This is a genomic window from Pseudophaeobacter arcticus DSM 23566 (genome assembly GCF_000473205.1).
Classification (GTDB): domain Bacteria; phylum Pseudomonadota; class Alphaproteobacteria; order Rhodobacterales; family Rhodobacteraceae; genus Pseudophaeobacter; species Pseudophaeobacter arcticus.
This window is the reverse complement of the sequence record NZ_KI421507.1, coordinates 1,769,018-1,785,602: the sequence shown is the minus strand read 5'-3', so window position 1 is coordinate 1,785,602 and position 16,585 is coordinate 1,769,018. Positions and strand designations below refer to the sequence as shown.

Below are 16,585 nucleotides of genomic sequence, written 5' to 3'. Positions count from 1 at the left end.
TGCGCGGCACAAATAAGGGTTTTTGACATGAGCGGTTTGCTGGCTTTGCTGGATGATGTGGCAGGCATTGCCAAAGTGGCGGCGACCTCGGTTGATGATGTGGCGGCGGCAGCGGGCAAGGCCGGAGCCAAAACTGCCGGGGTGATCATCGATGACGCGGCTGTGGCGCCAAAATATGTGCAAGGCTTTGATCCCGCGCGCGAGTTGCCGATCATCTGGCGCATCACCCGTGGATCGCTGTTCAACAAGCTGGTGCTGTTGATGCCAGTGGCGATGCTCTTGGCAAATTTTGCCCCCTGGGCCATCACCCCGCTGTTGATGCTGGGCGGCAGCTATCTGTGCTTTGAAGGCGCCGAAAAGATCTTTCATGTGTTCTTTCCCCATGCCAGCCATGAGATCGAGCAGGACATGAGCATCAAGGACCCAGGCCATCTGGAAGAGCAAAAGATCAAAGGCGCCATCAAGACCGATTTTATCCTCTCGGCCGAGATCATGACCATCGCCCTGGCGGCGATTGAGGCCCCCAATGTCTGGATGCAGGCGGCGACGCTGGCGGTTGTGGGCATCGGCGTGACGCTTGCGGTCTATGGATCGGTGGCGCTGATCGTCAAGATGGACGATGTGGGCCTGTTCCTCACTCAGAATGCGCCAACGCCCATTGGTCGTGGGCTGGGGCGCGGCATGGTGAAATTCATGCCGGTGCTGATGTGGCTGTTGTCTGTTGTGGGCACCGCCGCGATGCTCTGGGTTGGTGGATCCATCATCATCCACGGGCTGGAGGTTCTGGGCTTTGGCTGGTTGGGCCATCATATCCATGACCTCGCCTATGCCGCAGGTCACGCGGTGCCTGCAGGCTGGGCCGGATTTGTCGAATGGAGCGCCAAGGCCACCATGGACGGCATCTTTGGCGTGACCCTAGGGCTGGCGCTGATCCCCATAGCGACCAAGGTGATCGGGCCGGTGATGGGTATGTTCACAAGCGCGAAAGCAAGCCACTAAAACTGTCAAAGTTCTATGGTGTGAATTGGCGTGGTATGAGCCGCTCAATTTGGTAGATTTGTTCACATAGCGAGCCTTCAATGGCTGCCACAATCAGGTGTTTCGCCAATTGCCAAAGCGCCGCTTTGGCAGCGCCCGAACCGCCCCCACGGGGCGGGCGCTTTGCTTCCCACCCCTCGGTTCGGACGCGATGGTTTTTCTGAATGGGTTCAAAAGCAGCACTGTCCGCCTAGCTGACATTACATGACAAAAAACATGACAAAAAAGGGCACCCATTTGGGTGCCCTTTGTGGTCTTACTAAACTGTGGTTTTACCCCAGCAGCTCTTTTACCTTGGCAACGGTGGCCTCGGCGGTGATGCCGAATTTTTCGAACAACTCACCTGCGGGCGCCGAGGCACCAAAGCGGTCCATGCCGATAAATCCGGCCTTTTTGTCCTGACCACGTTCGCCCATCAACCAGCGATCCCAGCCGCCGGCCCGCATTGCGGCCTCGATGCCGACGCGCACGGGGCCTGCGGGCAGGACCTTGCGGCGGTAGGCTTCGTCCTGGGCGGCAAACAGCTCCATGCAGGGCATGGAAACCACGCGGGTGCCGATGCCTTCGGCTTCCAGTTTGGCCTTGGCTTCCATCGCCAATGACACCTCGGACCCGGTGGCGATCAGGATGGCCTGACGCTTGCCGGTCGCCTCGGCCAGCACATAGGCGCCCTTGGCGGTGAGGTTGCTCAGCTTGTGCTCGGTGCGCAGGGTGGGCAGGTTCTGACGGGTCAGGGTCATCACCGAAGGGGTGTCCTTCTCGGTGAGGGCCACTTCCCAGGCCTCAGCTGCCTCAACCGCATCCGCAGGGCGGAACACATAGGTGTTGGGCGTGGCGCGGCAGATTGCCAGATGCTCAACCGGCTGGTGGGTTGGGCCATCTTCGCCAACGCCGATGCTGTCGTGAGTCATCACAAACACTGTCGGGATCTTCATCAGCGCCGCGAGACGCATGGCGGGGCGGGCGTAGTCGGTGAAGCAGAAGAAGGTGCCGCCATAGGCGCGGATGCCGCCGTGCAGCACCATGCCGTTCATCGCGGCGGCCATACCGTGCTCGCGGATGCCCCAATAGACGTAGCGGCCCTTGCGGTTGTCGGTGTCAAACACACCCAGATCGCCGGTTTTGGTATTGTTCGATCCAGTGAGGTCAGCCGAGCCACCCACGGTTTCGTGCATGATCGGGTTGATCACCTCCAAAGCCATTTCAGAGGCCTTGCGGGTGGCAACCTTTGGTTGCGCTTCAGACACCTGCTTTTTCAGCGCCTTGATGGTGGCCGACAGCTTTTTGGGAGCGTCCAGCGCATAGGCGCGGTTGAAACGGTCCTGTTTCTGCTGCGAGACCTCGGCAAAGCGGGCCTCCCAGGCTGCGCGTTCTGTCGCGCCACGGGCACCGATGGCTTCCCACTGGGATTTGATATCGGCGGGAACCTCAAAGGGGCCGGTTGTCCAGCCATAGGCGGCCTTGGCGGCGGCCATCTGATCCGCATCCGTGAGCGCGCCGTGGCCCTTGGAGGTGTCCTGTGCGGCATGGCCCAAAGCGATATGAGTTTTGCAGGCAATCATCGAAGGTTTCTTCGATTTCTTGGCGGCTGTCAGCGCTTCGTCGATGGCAACGGGGTCGTGGCCGTCGATCTCGATCACTTGCCAACCAGAGGCGCGGAAGCGCTGCACCTGGTTGGTGCGGTCCGAGAGCTCAACAGTGCCGTCGATGGTGATGTTGTTGTTGTCCCACAGCACAATCAGCTTGCCGAGCGAATGACGGCCAGCCAGGCCGATGGCCTCTTGGCTGATGCCTTCCATCAGGCAGCCATCGCCGGCGATGACATAGGTGTGGTGATCGACAACCTTGCGGCCATATTGGGCGCGCTGCATTTCTTCGGCCATGGCAAAGCCAACAGCGTTAGAAATCCCCTGACCCAGCGGGCCGGTGGTGGTCTCAACCGCGTCGAGCAGGAAGTTTTCCGGGTGGCCCGCTGTCAGCGCCCCCATCTGGCGGAAATTTTTGATCTGGTCCAGTGTCACCTGTTTGTCGCCGCACAGGTACAACAGGGAATAAATCAGCATCGAGCCGTGACCGGCAGAGAGGATGAAGCGGTCCCGGTCTGGCCACTGGGGGGCCGCGACATCAAACTTCAGGTGCTTTTCAAACAGCACGGTGGCGACATCGGCCATGCCGACGGGCATACCGGTGTGGCCGGAGTTGGCGGCGGCGACGGCGTCAAGGGCAAGCGCGCGAATGGCGGCGGCCTTGTTCCAATGTTCGGGGTTGGCGGTGCGCAGGGCTGTCAGATCCACTGAAGTTTTCCTTTGGGTTACCAGGCTGGTCCGCCGCTCAATAGCAGTGACAGCCCAAAGATCAAGCTTTCTGCGCCATTCCCTGCCGGGAAGGCGAAGTCATGGCTGCAAGTGCTTGAAAGCAAAGAGGGGGTGTTTTACTCCTGACTTCGTTAAGCTGTTGGCAACGCGGCTGGTGTAAAGCGATTCGCGCTGACGGCCAGCAGGTGCTGCACAGGACACAGAGGCAGGCACCAGCAGAAGTGATGAGGGGTGAGGGACAGGTATGACGCAGATCGAAGAGTTGCAGGGACGTATTCTAGCCGCCATGGAGCGGATTGGCTCGGGGGTTGAAAAGCTGGAGCAGGCCCGCGTCGAGGCCAAGGAAGAGGCCCGGGCTGCTGCGGATAATTCCGATCTGGAGCGCGCGCTGGAAGAAGAAAAAACCGCCAATTCCCAGCTTGAGGAACGGGTGAAGGTGCTGCACAGCCGTCTCAAAGAGGCAGAGCAGGCTGCACCTGCTGCTGACAATGGCGACATGGCCGCGCTGCAGGCAGAGCTGGAACTGTTGCGCAATGAGGTCGGCAATACCGATGAAAAGGATGCTTTGAAGCTGGAAATTACCCGGCTGAAAGGGGCGCTGGAAAGCGCAGGCAACGGTATGGCGGCTGAAAAGGAAGCTCTGGAAACCGAACTCACCGATCTAAAAAACGCTCACCAGCAGTTGCTGACCCAGGTCGAGGAAGCCTCTTCGGGGGACATGGCAGGCGATGTCGGGGGCGCGGTGGATCAGGCGGCGCTGGAGGCGGAAATTTCCGCGCTGAAGGCGCAGCTGACCGAGGCACAGGCGGCGGCCGCTGTGGTGCCCAAGGACCATGAGTTCCAGGCTCAGCTGGATGAGCTGCGCCTTGCCAATGATGCGTTGCACAGCACCAACGAAGCCCTGCGTGCGGCCCAGGCCAACGAACAGGCGCAGGTGAATGCGGTGCTGGCCAAGCTCGAACCGCTGTTGGCCAATGCACAAACCCTGCCAGAACAAAACCTGCCGGAAGGGGAAGAAGTCTGATGCCAGAAGTAACTATTCATATCGGTGGGCGTGGATTTGAAGTCTCCTGCCAGTTGGGCGAAGAAAGCTATCTGCATTCCGCCGCCAAGATGCTGGATGACGAAGCCCAGGTCCTGTCGGATCAGATTGGCCGGATGCCCGAGGCGCGGATGCTGTTGATGGCGGGTCTGATGCTGGCCGATAAAACCGCAGCCGTCGAGGATCGCATCAAAGAGGTGGAGGCCGAACTGGCAGAGCGCGTGGCAGAGCTGGAAGCGTTGAAAAACACGCCCGCCCCCGAGCCCGAGCGCATCGAGGTGCCTGTTGTGCCACCACAAGTGCCCGAAGCCCTGGCGGAACTGGCGGCCCGCGCCGAATCCTTGGCGCAACAGATCGAAGAAAAATCCGCAGCTGAATAGGCTTGGGCTGCATCAGGTGAACATGGGGCGATCCCGCGTGAAATCTGTGTGAACCTGGGTGATCTGGGAACGTTTCTTGCAAGCAACAAAAAGCCCCTTCCGGTATCTGCCGGAAAGGGCTTTTGTATCTGTGCAGGTCCCGGCGTGACATGGAAACTGCGGGCCGGGTGGGGGGATGTTTAGCCGTTGGCTTCGCGGATCTTGTCTGCGGCGTCCTTGTCAAAGGCGATTTTGTTATCGGCAAACAGACCGTCCAGTTCACCCGAAAGCGTCATCTCGGTGATGATGTCGCAACCGCCGACAAACTCACCCTTGATGTAGAGCTGCGGAATGGTGGGCCAGTCGGAATATTCCTTGATGCCGGCGCGGATTTCTTCGTCGGCCAGCACGTTTACATCGGTGTAATCAACGCCGATATAATTCAGCACGCCAGCCACGCGCGAGGAGAACCCGCACTGGGGCATGTCCTTGTTGCCCTTCATGAAGAGCACAACGTCATTGGCTTTTACGGTTTCGTCGATGCGGGTCTTTGCGTCGCTCATCTGTCTTTTCCTTTCGGCGGTTCCGCCTGTCGCGGTCTTGTTCGATATATGGCTCGAGTTCAAAATAAATCCAGACCGCCAGCACTGCCAGAGCAGCAATGACGATCAAGATTTTGTTCACTCAGGCGCCTTGGTGGTCAGGGCCAGGGCGTGCAACTCTCCGTTGGCGCCGTCCATTTTGCCCTTGAGCGCGGCATAGACTGCGCGCTGCTGCTGCACCCGGTTTTTGCCCCGAAAACTCTCATCCACCACCATGGCGGACATATGAACCCCATCCTGGCCTGCGACCTGGATTTCCGCATCCGGAAAGGACTGGCGCAGGAGGTCTTCGATTTCTTGAGCTTGCATTGGCATAGGGGTGATCCTTGGCTTTGGTCTTGCTTGAAACTTAGGGTGGCCTTGGGGGTAGTGCAAGCACTCAAGGCCACTGTAATCAGCACAAATAGGGCGGAGGGTGGTCAGTAATACGCGCAAAGGCGCGCTGGTTTTGCGCGCCTTTGATGAGATACAGAGCGAGTGCGGCGCGGTTTTACGCCACCGCGTCAGCAAAGCCCGCCCGGAAGACCGCTTGCAATTCAGCCAGCGGCGCCTCGGAGCCACCAATTTTGACGCTGTCGCCGGTAAATTTGCCTACGGTGGTCAGGGTGACACCTGCCTTGCCAGCTGCCAGCATCAGACCTTCGGCCTGGTCAAAGTTGCAGGCCACCAGATAGCGCGCCTGATCTTCCCCAAACAGGGTCGGGGTGTCGCCTGCGTCGATCTGGACGCCAACACCTGCTTCTTCGGCCAGCTCAAACGCCGCCAGTGCCAGACCGCCATCGCTCAGATCAGTACAGGCCTTGATCAAGCCGCGGTTGGCACGGATGAATTCCCCGTTGCGCTTTTCCGCCGCCAGATCAACCGCAGGGGCATCGCCGTCTTCGCGGTTAAACACCTCTGCCAGCAGGGCAGATTGGCCCAGATGGCCCAGGGTTTCGCCGATCAGCAGCGCAATATGACCGTCGCGGGCTTGGCCGATGATGGCCTCTTCGCCTGCAGCAATCAGACCAACGGCGCCAATGGTCGGCGTCGGCAGAATGCCCTGACCGTCGGTTTCATTGTAGAGCGAGACATTGCCCGACACGATGGGCATATCCAGCGCCGCCACGGCCTCACCAATGCCCTGAATGGCGCCAACAAACTGGCCCATGATCTCGGGCTTCTCTGGGTTGCCAAAATTCAGGTTATCAGTTGTTGCCAATGGCTTGGCGCCAACAGCTGTCAGATTTCGATAGGCTTCGGCCACGGCCTGTTTGCCACCCTCAACCGGGTTTGCCTTGACGTAGCGCGGTGTCACATCCGAGGTAAAGGCGAGACGTTTGTCGGTGCCATGCACCCGGATGATACCCGCCCCAACGCCGGGGCGGCGGGCTGTGTCGCCCATGACCGTGGTGTCATATTGCTCGTAGACCCACTGTTTGCCGGCGTAGTTGGGCGAGGCCAGCAGCGCCTTCAACCCATCGATGGGATCAATGGTGGGCACATCCGCATCGGTGAGCGGCACTGCCGCAGGCGTAGGGACCCAGGGGCGGTCATATTCTGGCGCGGTGGAGGCGAGTTTTGACAGGACCAGATCCGCCTTGACCTCACCATTGTGCAGGATGAGGAAGCGGTCTTCGGCGATGGTTTCACCAACAATGGCAAAGTCCAGGTCCCATTTTTCAAACACCGCACGGGCGTCGGCCTCAAGCTCGGGCTTCAGCACCATCAGCATGCGTTCCTGGCTTTCCGAGAGCATCATCTCATAAGCCGTCATGTTTTCTTCGCGCTGGGGGACATCTTCGAGGTTCAGTTTGATCCCCAGCTTGCCCTTGTCGCCCATTTCCACCGCTGAGCAGGTCAGACCCGCCGCGCCCATATCCTGGATCGAGATCACCGCGCCGGTCTGCATCAGCTCCAGCGTTGCCTCCATCAGGCGTTTTTCGGTGAAAGGGTCGCCAACCTGAACGGTGGGGCGTTTTTCCTCGATCGTGTCGTCAAATTCGGCAGAGGCCATGGTGGCGCCGCCAACGCCGTCGCGGCCGGTCTTGGCGCCGAGATAGACAACGGGCATGCCAACGCCGGAAGCGGCGGAGTAGAAAATCGCATCCGTTTTTGCCAGACCAGCCGCAAAGGCATTGACCAGGCAGTTGCCGTTATAGGCTGGGTGGAACCGGACTTCGCCGCCGACGCAGGGCACGCCAAAGCAGTTGCCATAGCCGCCAACGCCCTCAACCACACCGTTGACCAGCTGACGGGTCTTGTGGTGGGAGGGCTCGCCAAAGGACAGCGAGTTCATCGAGGCCACGGGACGCGCGCCCATGGTAAAGACATCGCGCAGGATGCCGCCAACACCCGTCGCCGCCCCCTGATAGGGTTCGATATAAGAGGGGTGGTTGTGGCTTTCCATTTTGAAAACCACCGCATCGCCATCGCCGATATCAACGATGCCGGCATTTTCGCCGGGGCCACAGATGACCTGCGGGCCGTCAGTCGGCAGGGTGCGCAGCCATTTTTTTGAGGATTTGTAAGAGCAGTGCTCGTTCCACATGGCCGAGAAGATGCCAAGTTCGGTGAAGCTGGGTTCGCGCCCGATGATCTCGAGGATCATGTCGTATTCTTCGGCGTTCAAGCCGTGGCTTGCGATCAGTTCGGATGTGATGGCTGGTTCTTGCATGGCGCGATATGGCCCCCCATGGTGCTACTGAGGCGGCTTTTAGAGCATGCCAGCCTGATGGGGAAGGGGGTATCTCATGAGGCAATCGCGTCGAAATGGCTCAGAGATGTTTTTTGCAGGATTGGGGTGGGAAAATACAACAATGGTTCTGTTGGCGCCCGGAGTTTGCGCAGACCCCAAGGGCAGTGTTGAAATTTCAGGCGGTCCGGCAGCGATCACCGAATTTGCAAAGCCCGGCGCTTGCAAGGGGCAGAGCCATTGTTCACAGGTGTAAGGGCAAAAAAAAGGCCGAGCACTAAGCTCGGCCGAAGTCCAACAGGGAGGTATGAAGTAAGGCTCTCGCCTCGTCTTCATAGGCCCCATTTAGGGTTATGATGCTGACCCTTCAAGATGTTTAGTGCAGGTGTAGCGGCATTTCCGCTATGCGATTTTTGCATGGCTTGCGGGCATGGTTCTGTCTTTCGCCACAGAGGCTATAATTTGCCCAGCTCTTTCATATGTTTGCGATGGGCCATGATTTCGGTCTGGACAAAGTCCCGAAAGGCCGAAACGCGCTGCGAATGGCGCAATTCTTCCGGGTAGGCCAGGTAGACCGGCACGCCGGTGTTATATTCATTGGGCAGAACCTCCACCAGATCGGGGAAATCCTCGGTGACGTAATCCGGCAAAATCCCGATGCCGAGATCGTGCAAAACCCCCTGCAGGACGCCAAAGTAGTTGTTCACGGTGAGCAGGGAGCCTGGGTTGTGGGTCAACAGGCGCTGCACCAGAACTGAGGCCGAGCCCACCTGGGCAGAGCGCTGGTTTTGACAGATCAGGCGATGATCTTTGATGTCTTCTGTACTTTCGGGCGTGCCATTCAGATCCAGATACTTGCGTGAGGCATAGAGTTTCATCTGCACGGTCATCAAGCGTTTGCGCACCAGATCAGCCTGACTTGGCTCTTTCATGCGAATGGCAACGTCAGCCTCGCGCATCGGCAGGTCCAGAACCCGCTCTTCGAGCATCAGGTCAATCTTGAGGTTGGGATATTGCTCAAACAGTTTGGTAAGACGCGGCGCCAGCCAAAGCGTGCCAAAACCAAAGGTGGTGGTGACACGCAATTCGCCAAAGACTTCTTCCTCGCTGTCGCGAATGCGCGCCGAAGCCGCCTCCAGCCGGGCCGACATGGATTTGGTGGCATCAAACAGCAACTCGCCCTGTTCGGTCAGAATCAACCCCCGGGCATGGCGGTGGAACAGCGTTGCGTTTAGGCTTTCCTCCAGCGCGCGAACCTGCCGACTGACTGCGGACTGGGACAGGTTCAGTTTGTCCCCGGCATGGGTCAGGCTGCCTGCATCGGCCACTGCATGAAAAATTCTGAGCTTATCCCAATCCATATCCGTCTCTTTCGATCAGTCTTGAATAGATTACATGAAATCATAGTTTTTTATCAATTTTCCACGCCGACGCGAGGGAAAAGTAAAAAAACTGCCTATACAGGTCAGTATTTGTGACCTATCACAGGGTCAAGCACTGCAAGCTAGTTTTTGGTTGGGAGGACCGGATGAGCACGCAAAAAATTTCGCTCAATGACAAATATGACCTGAGCAAGTCACCTGTGATGTTGAATGGAACGCAGGCCTTGGTGCGTCTGATGATGATGCAAAAGGCCCGCGATACCGCAGCAGGGTTGAACACGGCTGGCCTGGTGACCGGTTATCGCGGTTCTCCGCTGGGCGCTGTTGATATGCAGATGCAGCGCGCTGAAAAGCACCTGACGGCCTCTGACGTGACCTTCCAATTTGGGCTCAACGAAGATCTGGCTGTCACCGCGCTTTGGGGCGCGCAGCAGGCGGAAATCCGCGGAGAAGGCAAATATGACGGTGTCTTTGGCCTGTGGTATGGCAAGGGCCCCGGTGTTGACCGGTCCGGTGATGCCTTCCGTCACGCCAATATGGCCGGCACCTCGAAAAACGGCGGTGTCCTGGTTGCCATGGGCGATGACCACACCGGCGAAAGCTCCACCGTGCTGCACCAGTCCGAATGGTCGCTGCTGGATTGCTATCTGCCTATCGTCAGCCCAGCTGGCGTGCAGGAGATCCTGGACTATGGCATCTATGGCTATGAATTGAGCCGGTTTTCCGGGCTTTGGGTGGGGCTGAAGACGATGAAGGACACCATCGAGGTGACTTCGGTTGTCGATGGCGACCCGGATCGGGTGCAGCTTGTCCGGCCAGAGTTTGACGTGCCAGAAGGGGGGCTGAATATTCGTCTGGCGGATGATCGCTTCCAGCAGGAAGACCGGATCATTGACTACAAGCGCTTTGCGGCCGAGGCCTTTAGCCATGCCAACAAGATGGACAAGCGCGTCTGGGGCAAACCCGGCGCCAAGATCGGCTTTGTGGCGGCGGGTAAAAACTGGCTGGATCTAGTCCATGCCATGTCGCTGCTGAACATCGACGAGACCATGGCAGAACGCCTTGGCATCACCACCTACAAGGTGGGTCAGACCTGGCCAATGGATATGAAAGGCTTCAACACCTGGGCCGAAGGTCTTGATTTGATTGTGGTTGTTGAAGAAAAGCGCAAGCTGATCGAGGTGCAGATCAAAGAAGCGATCTTTGATGATCGTCGCGGTCGCCGGGTCTATGGTTGGTATAAGGGGGGCGTTGGAACCCCTGATCGCGCAGAGCTTTTCCCAACCAAATATGCGCTTGATCCCATCATGATTGCCGAAAAGCTCGGCGGTATTTTGATTGAGGAAGGTCGCGACACGGAAGCGGTCAAGGCCGGTCTGGCGGCGCTGGAGGATGCCAAACGCGCCGACAATGCCGAAGAGATCGCCGCGCGCTTGCCCTATTTCTGTTCGGGCTGTCCGCATAACACATCCACCAAACTGCCCGAAGGCAGCCGCGCCTATGCCGGCATCGGCTGTCACTTCATGGTGCAGTGGATGGACCGCGAGACCACGGGCTTTACCCATATGGGCGGTGAAGGCGCCAACTGGATTGGCGAAGCGCCGTTTTCCAATCGACCCCATGTGTTCCAGAACCTTGGCGATGGCACCTATAACCACTCAGGCGTTCAGGCCATACGGGCTGCCCTCGCAGAGGGCACCAATATCACCTATAAAATCCTGTATAATGATGCGGTTGCCATGACCGGCGGTCAGCAGACCGAAGGCGGGCTGACAGCGCATCAGATCGCCCATGAGCTCAAGGCCATGGGCATGAAGACCATCGCGGTGGTCTATGACGAAAAGGAAGATGTCGACCCCAAGCTGTTCCCGGCCGGCATGCGCATGCACGAACGCGCCGAACTGATGGCGGTGCAAAAAGAGTTCGAACAGATCGAGGGTGTCTCTGGCATCATCTATATCCAGACCTGTGCCGCAGAAAAGCGCCGCCGTCGCAAGCGGGGCCTGTTCCCGGATCCCGATCAGCGGGTCTTTATCAACCCGGATGTCTGCGAAGGCTGCGGAGATTGTGGCATCCAGTCCAACTGCGTCTCCATTGTTCCAAAGGAAACCGAGCTGGGCCGCAAACGGGCGATTGATCAAAGCTCCTGCAACAAGGATTTTTCTTGCGTCAACGGGTTTTGCCCCTCGTTCCTGACGGTTGAGGGCGCCAAGATCCGCAAGGAAGCCACCGCTGATTTGCAGCTGCCGAACCTGCCTGACCCCCAACTGCCTGAAATCAAAGGCACCCATAATGTGGTGATCACCGGGGTTGGTGGCACTGGCGTTGTGACCATTGGTGCGGTGCTGGCCCAGGCCGCGCAGATTGATGGCTTGGGCGCGGGCATGATGGAAATGGCAGGTCTCGCCCAAAAGGGCGGCGCCGTGCATATCCACTGCCGTCTGGCCAAACGTCCCGAAGATATCAGCGCCATTCGCGTCGCCACCGGCGAGGCCCATGCGCTGATCGGCGGCGATCTGGTAGTGAGCGCCGGGGCCAAGACCATTGGGTTGATGAAAACCGGCCAGACCGGCGGCGTGGTCAACAGCCATGAAATCATCACCGGTGATTTCACCCGCGACACCAATTTCCAATTGCCAACAGACCGCTTGCAGGTCGCTCTTCAGGCGCGTCTGCGCGATAATCTGTCCCTGTTTGATGCCTCAGAGCTGGCCCGTGCCACCATGGGAGATTCGATTTTCTCAAACATGATGGTCTTTGGTGCAGCCTGGCAGCAGGGCCTGATCCCGGTGAGCCACCAGGCAATTATCGAGGCGATTACCCTGAACGGGGCGGCGGTAGACCGGAACCTGCGCGCCTTTGAAATTGGTCGCTGGGCAATTGTGCACCCCGCCGAGGCTGCCAAAATCGCCAAGCCTGACAATGTGGCGCAGCTGCCAAAATCCCTGGAAGAGATCATTGCCTTCCGCAGTGATCAGCTGGTGGCTTATCAGGGGGTGGGCCTGGCAAAGCGCTATGGCAAGCTGCTGGAGAGTATCAGCGACAAACGGCTCAAGGAAGCTGTGGCAAAGGGCTATCATAAGCTGTTGGCGTATAAGGACGAATACGAAGTCGCCCGGCTGCTGCTGTCGAGCCATGAAAAACTGGCGGCTGAGTTTGAGGGGGATCTGAAGGTCTCTTACAATCTGGCGCCGCCGATCTTTGGCGGCAAGATGGTCAATGGTCGTCCGCAAAAGCGCAAGTTCGGCCCCGGCATGACCCGCTGGCTGCGCCTGCTGGCCAAGATGAAACCGCTGCGCAATACGCCGCTGGATGTGTTTGGCTACACCGCAGAGCGCAAAATGGAGCGGGCGCTGATCAAGCAGTATGAGCGCGACATGAAGGAATGGCTGCCCAAGGCAAATGCCAATACCCTGGAGCCGTTGATTGCACTGGCAGAGCTGCCCTTGCAGATCCGTGGCTTTGGGCCGGTCAAACTGGAGAGCGAAACCAAAGCGGCCAAACGCCGCGAAGAGCTGCTGATTGCCCTGCGGCAGTCCGGCGCGCCGGTAAAAGACGCGGCCGAGTAGTCCCGCTAAGGGGTTTGTCGTTCGCGGCTGCAAAGGGGATGTGACCAATAGGGTTACATCCCCTTTCGTTTTGGCCTTTCCCTTTGGCGCAATATTGCGTGTTGTCACCTCTGTGTTACGTCAGTGTCTTAGACATCAGTTTTCCGGTTCTGCGCCTTCTCGGGAGTTTCAGCTTGCCCCCAAACCGTCATCTAGGCCGTCATCTTACCCGTCATATCGCCCGTGATATTTCTTATGCCCATTCTGCGACCTCAGCGCCGGGGCGCACGCTGATCCGCCTGCTGGAAAACAGCACGGGGCGGCTGCGGCTGATCAAACGGGCCGACGGCTATGAGCGTGAGCTGGCAGAGGGGCGCAATTTCTGGAGCGTGATGGCAGAACGCTATGGGCTGACCCTGGATATCACCCGCGGCAGCCTGGACAATATCCCCAGGGATAAGCCAGTGATCCTGATTGCCAATCACCCCTATGGTATTCTTGATGGGTTGATGATGGGGCATATTCTGGCCGAAACCCGCGGCGATTTCCGCATCCTGGCGCATCAGGTGTTTCGTAAGGCTGAGGATCTGAACAAGGCCATCCTGCCGGTCTCCTTTGACAACACCAAAGAGGCGCTGCGCGACAATCTGCAAACCCGCCGCGAGGCGCTGGAGTATCTGGGGCAGGGTGGGGCCATAGGCATCTTTCCCGGCGGTACGGTTTCGACCGCTGCAAAACCCTTTTCTCAGCCGATGGATCCCGGTTGGCGGGGCTTTACCGCCCGGATGATTGCCAAATCCGATGCGGTGGTGGTGCCGGTGTTTTTTGAAGGCCATACCTCGCGGCTGTTCCAGATTGCCAGCCATTTGCATTCCACCCTACGGATGGGGCTGTTGATCAAAGAGTTCAAAAAACGCGTCGATAGCCCGGTCAAAGTGGTGATTGGTGAACCGATCAGCCGCGATATCCTGACACCCTTGGCAAAGGATACAAAAGGAATGATGGATTTCCTGCGCAAAGCCACGTATGAGCTGTCTCCGAAGCCGCTCAAATCCTACGAATATGGGTTTGAGTTTGAGGAGAAACATCGCGCCTGACGCGCAGGCCTGAAAGAGAGATCATGGCTGTAGGTATCTTTGATTCCGGACTGGGCGGGCTCACCGTCCTGAAAGCTGCCCAATCCCGTCTGCCGGATGTGGATTTTCTGTACTATGCCGATAGCGCCCGTGCGCCCTATGGGGTGCGCGACGCAGAGGATATTTACAACCTGACCAAGGCCGCCGTTGCGGACATGTGGTCCAGGGGCTGTGATCTTGTCATCCTGGCCTGCAACACGGCCTCAGCCGCAGCGCTGCGCCGGATGCAGGAAGAGGGGCTGCCTCAGGGCAAGCGGGTGCTTGGCGTTTTTGTTCCCTTGATCGAAGCCATGACCGAGCGGCAATGGGGCGACAACAGCCCACCGCGCGAGGTTGCGGTGAAACATGTGGCGCTTTTTGCCACACCTGCCACCGTGTCCAGCCGGGCCTTTCAGCGGGAACTGGCCTTTCGCGCCATTGGTGTCGATGTGGAGGCCCAGGCCTGCGGCGGCATTGTGGACGCCATCGAAGACGGCGACATGATCCTGGCCGAGGCCCTGGTGCGCAGCCATGTGGATGCCCTGAAGCGCAAGATGCCGGAACCGCAGGCTGCGATCCTGGGCTGCACGCATTACCCGTTGATGGAAAACGAGTTTCAGGCGGCGCTGGGGGCTGAGGTCAAGGTCTTTAGCCAGGGTAATCTGGTGGCCGACAGTCTGGCGGATTATCTTGAGCGCCACCCGAATATGATCGGGACGGGGACAGGCGGCTATTTCACCACCGGAGACCCTGCGCGTGTCAGCGACCGGGCCACCCAGTTTCTCCGACGAGAAATCCGCTTTCAAGCGGCCTGATACCTGCAGGATCAGGGGGATGCCGCAGCATCGCCCGATGATCTGGCGCAAGGACGGCACGCGACTTTTCTTCTAGGTCCCGTTTCACGCTGAGGCATGAAACCCAAATACACATTCAAAATGCGAGGTCTGACATGACCCATAAAGTGGCAATTCTTGGTGCCAGCGGTTACACTGGCGCAGAGCTGGTTCGGCTGATTGCGAACCATCCAAACATCGAAATTGCAGCCCTGGCAGCAGAGCGCAAGGCCGGGATGACCATGGCTCAGGTGTTCCCGCATCTGCGTCACATGTCGCTGCCAGTGCTTTGTAAAATCAGTGAAATTGATTTTTCTGGCATCGACCTGTGTTTCTGTGCCCTGCCGCATAAAACCAGCCAGGAGGTGATCGCGGCGTTGCCAAAAACGCTTAAGATTGTAGATCTGTCGGCTGATTTCAGGCTGCGGGATCCGGCTGAGTATGAAAAATGGTACGGCAATCCGCATGCCGCGCTGGAGCAGCAGGAAGAGGCTGTCTATGGCCTCAGCGAGTTTTACCGCGAAGAGATCAAATCGGCGCGGCTGGTCGCCGGCACCGGCTGCAATGCGGCCACGGGCCAGTTTGCGCTGCGGCCGCTGATCTCGGGTGGGTTGATTGATCTGGACGAGATCATTCTTGATCTGAAATGCGCTGTCTCTGGTGCGGGTCGGGCGCTCAAGGAAAACCTGCTGCATGCAGAGCTGAGCGAGGGCTACAACGCCTATGCCATTGGTGGCACCCATCGCCATCTGGGGGAATTTGATCAGGAGTTTTCCGCGCTTGCGGGACGTCCGGTGAAGGTGCAGTTCACCCCGCATCTGGTGCCAACCAACCGGGGCATTCTGGCCACCGTCTATGTCAAAGGCGATGCCCGGGCGATGCATCAGGCGTTCGAAGCAGCCTACAAGGATGAGCCCTTCCTCGAGGTGCTGCCATTTGGTGAAGCGCCCAGCACCCATCATGTGCGCGGCTCGAACTTTTGCCATATCGGCGTTGCCGCTGACCGGATCGAAGGCCGTGCAATTGTCTTTGCGGCGCTGGATAACCTGACAAAAGGTAGCAGCGGTCAGGCCTTGCAGAACGCCAATCTGATGTTAGGTGAAGAGGAAACAGCCGGGCTGATGATGGCCCCACTGTTCCCGTGACACCACCCGAAAGGCCCGCAGGATGAAGAATCTCAAGAAACAGCGCCGGATCCAGGTCATTGCCCTTGCGGCCATTGCTTTGGTGGTGGCGACCGGGCTGATCGGCTATGCGATGCGGGATGGGATCAACTACTTTCGCTCGCCCAGCCAGGTGGCCGAAGCGCCGCCGTCGCCAAGCGAGGTGTTCCGTATTGGTGGCCTCGTCGAAGAGGGCAGCCTGATGCGGGGGCAGGGCGAAGCGGTCCGCTTTTCAGTGACAGATGGTGGCGCCACCGTTCCGGTGACCTTTTCCGGTGTGCTGCCGGATCTGTTTGCAGAAAACCAGGGGATGGTCGGCACCGGAAGATACGTAAACGGTGTCTTTGAAGCCTCTGAAATTCTTGCAAAACATGATGAAACCTACATGCCAAAAGAGGTTGTCGATGCTTTGAAAGAACAGGGTGTCTACCAAGAGCCGGACAGCTAAAGGCGTTTTGTGATCTGGTGGGTGATCTGCTGGCCTCTGTCAGATCATTCTGGCAGCTCATAATGT

At 58.5% G+C, this 16,585-nt stretch carries 13 protein-coding genes; 8 read left to right on the top strand and 5 right to left on the bottom strand.

Annotated features, from left to right (window positions below; all coding sequences use genetic code 11):
• Nucleotides 1–27: 27 nt before the first annotated feature.
• Complete coding sequence (locus ARCT_RS0112585) at nt 28–999, top strand: DUF808 domain-containing protein (protein ID WP_027240408.1); 972 nt, start codon at nt 28–30, stop codon at nt 997–999.
• A 311-nt stretch (nt 1,000–1,310) separates the two neighbouring features.
• Here ARCT_RS0112585 and tkt read toward each other — a convergent pair whose 3' ends face one another.
• Nucleotides 1,311–3,332 (bottom strand): transketolase, encoded by a 2,022-nt coding sequence (tkt, locus tag ARCT_RS0112580; protein WP_027240407.1) that lies wholly within the window; start codon nt 3,330–3,332, stop codon nt 1,311–1,313.
• A 265-nt stretch (nt 3,333–3,597) separates the two neighbouring features.
• Here tkt and ARCT_RS0112575 point away from each other — a divergent pair, with 265 nt between their 5' ends.
• Together ARCT_RS0112575 and ARCT_RS0112570 are read left to right on the top strand one after the other, a co-directional pair.
• A complete protein-coding gene (locus ARCT_RS0112575) occupies nt 3,598–4,377 on the top strand; it encodes a hypothetical protein (RefSeq protein WP_027240406.1) in 780 nt (259 codons plus the stop codon).
• Complete coding sequence (locus tag ARCT_RS0112570) at nt 4,377–4,775, top strand: cell division protein ZapA (protein ID WP_027240405.1); 399 nt, start codon at nt 4,377–4,379, stop codon at nt 4,773–4,775. The genes ARCT_RS0112575 and ARCT_RS0112570 overlap by 1 nt, the downstream gene beginning before the upstream one ends.
• Nucleotides 4,776–4,954: 179 nt before the next feature.
• On the opposite strand, the gene grxD is transcribed toward ARCT_RS0112570, so the two are convergent.
• From grxD to ARCT_RS0112545, 4 genes are all read right to left on the bottom strand, one after another.
• Nucleotides 4,955–5,317 carry a Grx4 family monothiol glutaredoxin gene (gene grxD, locus ARCT_RS0112565; RefSeq protein ID WP_027240404.1) on the bottom strand — a complete coding sequence of 121 codons (363 nt, stop codon included), beginning with the start codon at nt 5,315–5,317 and terminating at the stop codon, nt 4,955–4,957.
• A gap of 117 nt (nt 5,318–5,434) precedes the next feature.
• Complete coding sequence (locus ARCT_RS0112560) at nt 5,435–5,671, bottom strand: BolA family protein (RefSeq protein ID WP_027240403.1); 237 nt, start codon at nt 5,669–5,671, stop codon at nt 5,435–5,437.
• 175 nt (nt 5,672–5,846) lie between these two features.
• Complete coding sequence (gene purL, locus ARCT_RS0112555) at nt 5,847–8,012, bottom strand: phosphoribosylformylglycinamidine synthase subunit PurL (RefSeq protein WP_027240402.1); 2,166 nt, start codon at nt 8,010–8,012, stop codon at nt 5,847–5,849.
• 473 nt (nt 8,013–8,485) lie between these two features.
• Nucleotides 8,486–9,391, bottom strand: coding sequence for a LysR family transcriptional regulator (locus tag ARCT_RS0112545; RefSeq protein WP_027240401.1), 906 nt, complete (start codon nt 9,389–9,391; stop codon nt 8,486–8,488).
• Nucleotides 9,392–9,558: 167 nt separating this feature from the next.
• Here ARCT_RS0112545 and ARCT_RS0112540 point away from each other — a divergent pair, with 167 nt between their 5' ends.
• From ARCT_RS0112540 to ccmE, 5 genes are all read left to right on the top strand, one after another.
• Complete coding sequence (locus ARCT_RS0112540; protein WP_027240400.1) at nt 9,559–12,981, top strand: indolepyruvate ferredoxin oxidoreductase family protein; 3,423 nt, start codon at nt 9,559–9,561, stop codon at nt 12,979–12,981.
• A 173-nt stretch (nt 12,982–13,154) separates the two neighbouring features.
• Complete coding sequence (locus tag ARCT_RS0112535; protein WP_051360714.1) at nt 13,155–14,057, top strand: lysophospholipid acyltransferase family protein; 903 nt, start codon at nt 13,155–13,157, stop codon at nt 14,055–14,057.
• 23 nt (nt 14,058–14,080) lie between these two features.
• Complete coding sequence (locus ARCT_RS0112530; RefSeq protein ID WP_027240398.1) at nt 14,081–14,890, top strand: glutamate racemase; 810 nt, start codon at nt 14,081–14,083, stop codon at nt 14,888–14,890.
• Nucleotides 14,891–15,024: 134 nt separating this feature from the next.
• A complete protein-coding gene (gene argC / locus ARCT_RS0112525; protein WP_027240397.1) occupies nt 15,025–16,053 on the top strand; it encodes an N-acetyl-gamma-glutamyl-phosphate reductase in 1,029 nt (342 codons plus the stop codon).
• Between the two features lie 22 nt (nt 16,054–16,075).
• Nucleotides 16,076–16,519 carry a cytochrome c maturation protein CcmE gene (ccmE, locus tag ARCT_RS0112520; protein WP_027240396.1) on the top strand — a complete coding sequence of 148 codons (444 nt, stop codon included), beginning with the start codon at nt 16,076–16,078 and terminating at the stop codon, nt 16,517–16,519.
• The last annotated feature ends 66 nt before the right edge of the window (nt 16,520–16,585 follow it).

Coding starts and splice junctions, on each gene's coding strand:
- ARCT_RS0112585 (WP_027240408.1), top strand. CDS start 28: ATGAGCGGTTTGCTGGCTTTGCTGGATGATGTGGCAGGCATTGCCAAA.
- ARCT_RS0112575 (WP_027240406.1), top strand. CDS start 3,598: ATGACGCAGATCGAAGAGTTGCAGGGACGTATTCTAGCCGCCATGGAG.
- ARCT_RS0112570 (WP_027240405.1), top strand. CDS start 4,377: ATGCCAGAAGTAACTATTCATATCGGTGGGCGTGGATTTGAAGTCTCC.
- grxD (WP_027240404.1), bottom strand. CDS start 5,317: ATGAGCGACGCAAAGACCCGCATCGACGAAACCGTAAAAGCCAATGAC.
- ARCT_RS0112560 (WP_027240403.1), bottom strand. CDS start 5,671: ATGCCAATGCAAGCTCAAGAAATCGAAGACCTCCTGCGCCAGTCCTTT.
- purL (WP_027240402.1), bottom strand. CDS start 8,012: ATGCAAGAACCAGCCATCACATCCGAACTGATCGCAAGCCACGGCTTG.
- ARCT_RS0112545 (WP_027240401.1), bottom strand. CDS start 9,391: ATGGATTGGGATAAGCTCAGAATTTTTCATGCAGTGGCCGATGCAGGC.
- ARCT_RS0112540 (WP_027240400.1), top strand. CDS start 9,559: ATGAGCACGCAAAAAATTTCGCTCAATGACAAATATGACCTGAGCAAG.
- ARCT_RS0112530 (WP_027240398.1), top strand. CDS start 14,081: ATGGCTGTAGGTATCTTTGATTCCGGACTGGGCGGGCTCACCGTCCTG.
- argC (WP_027240397.1), top strand. CDS start 15,025: ATGACCCATAAAGTGGCAATTCTTGGTGCCAGCGGTTACACTGGCGCA.
- ccmE (WP_027240396.1), top strand. CDS start 16,076: ATGAAGAATCTCAAGAAACAGCGCCGGATCCAGGTCATTGCCCTTGCG.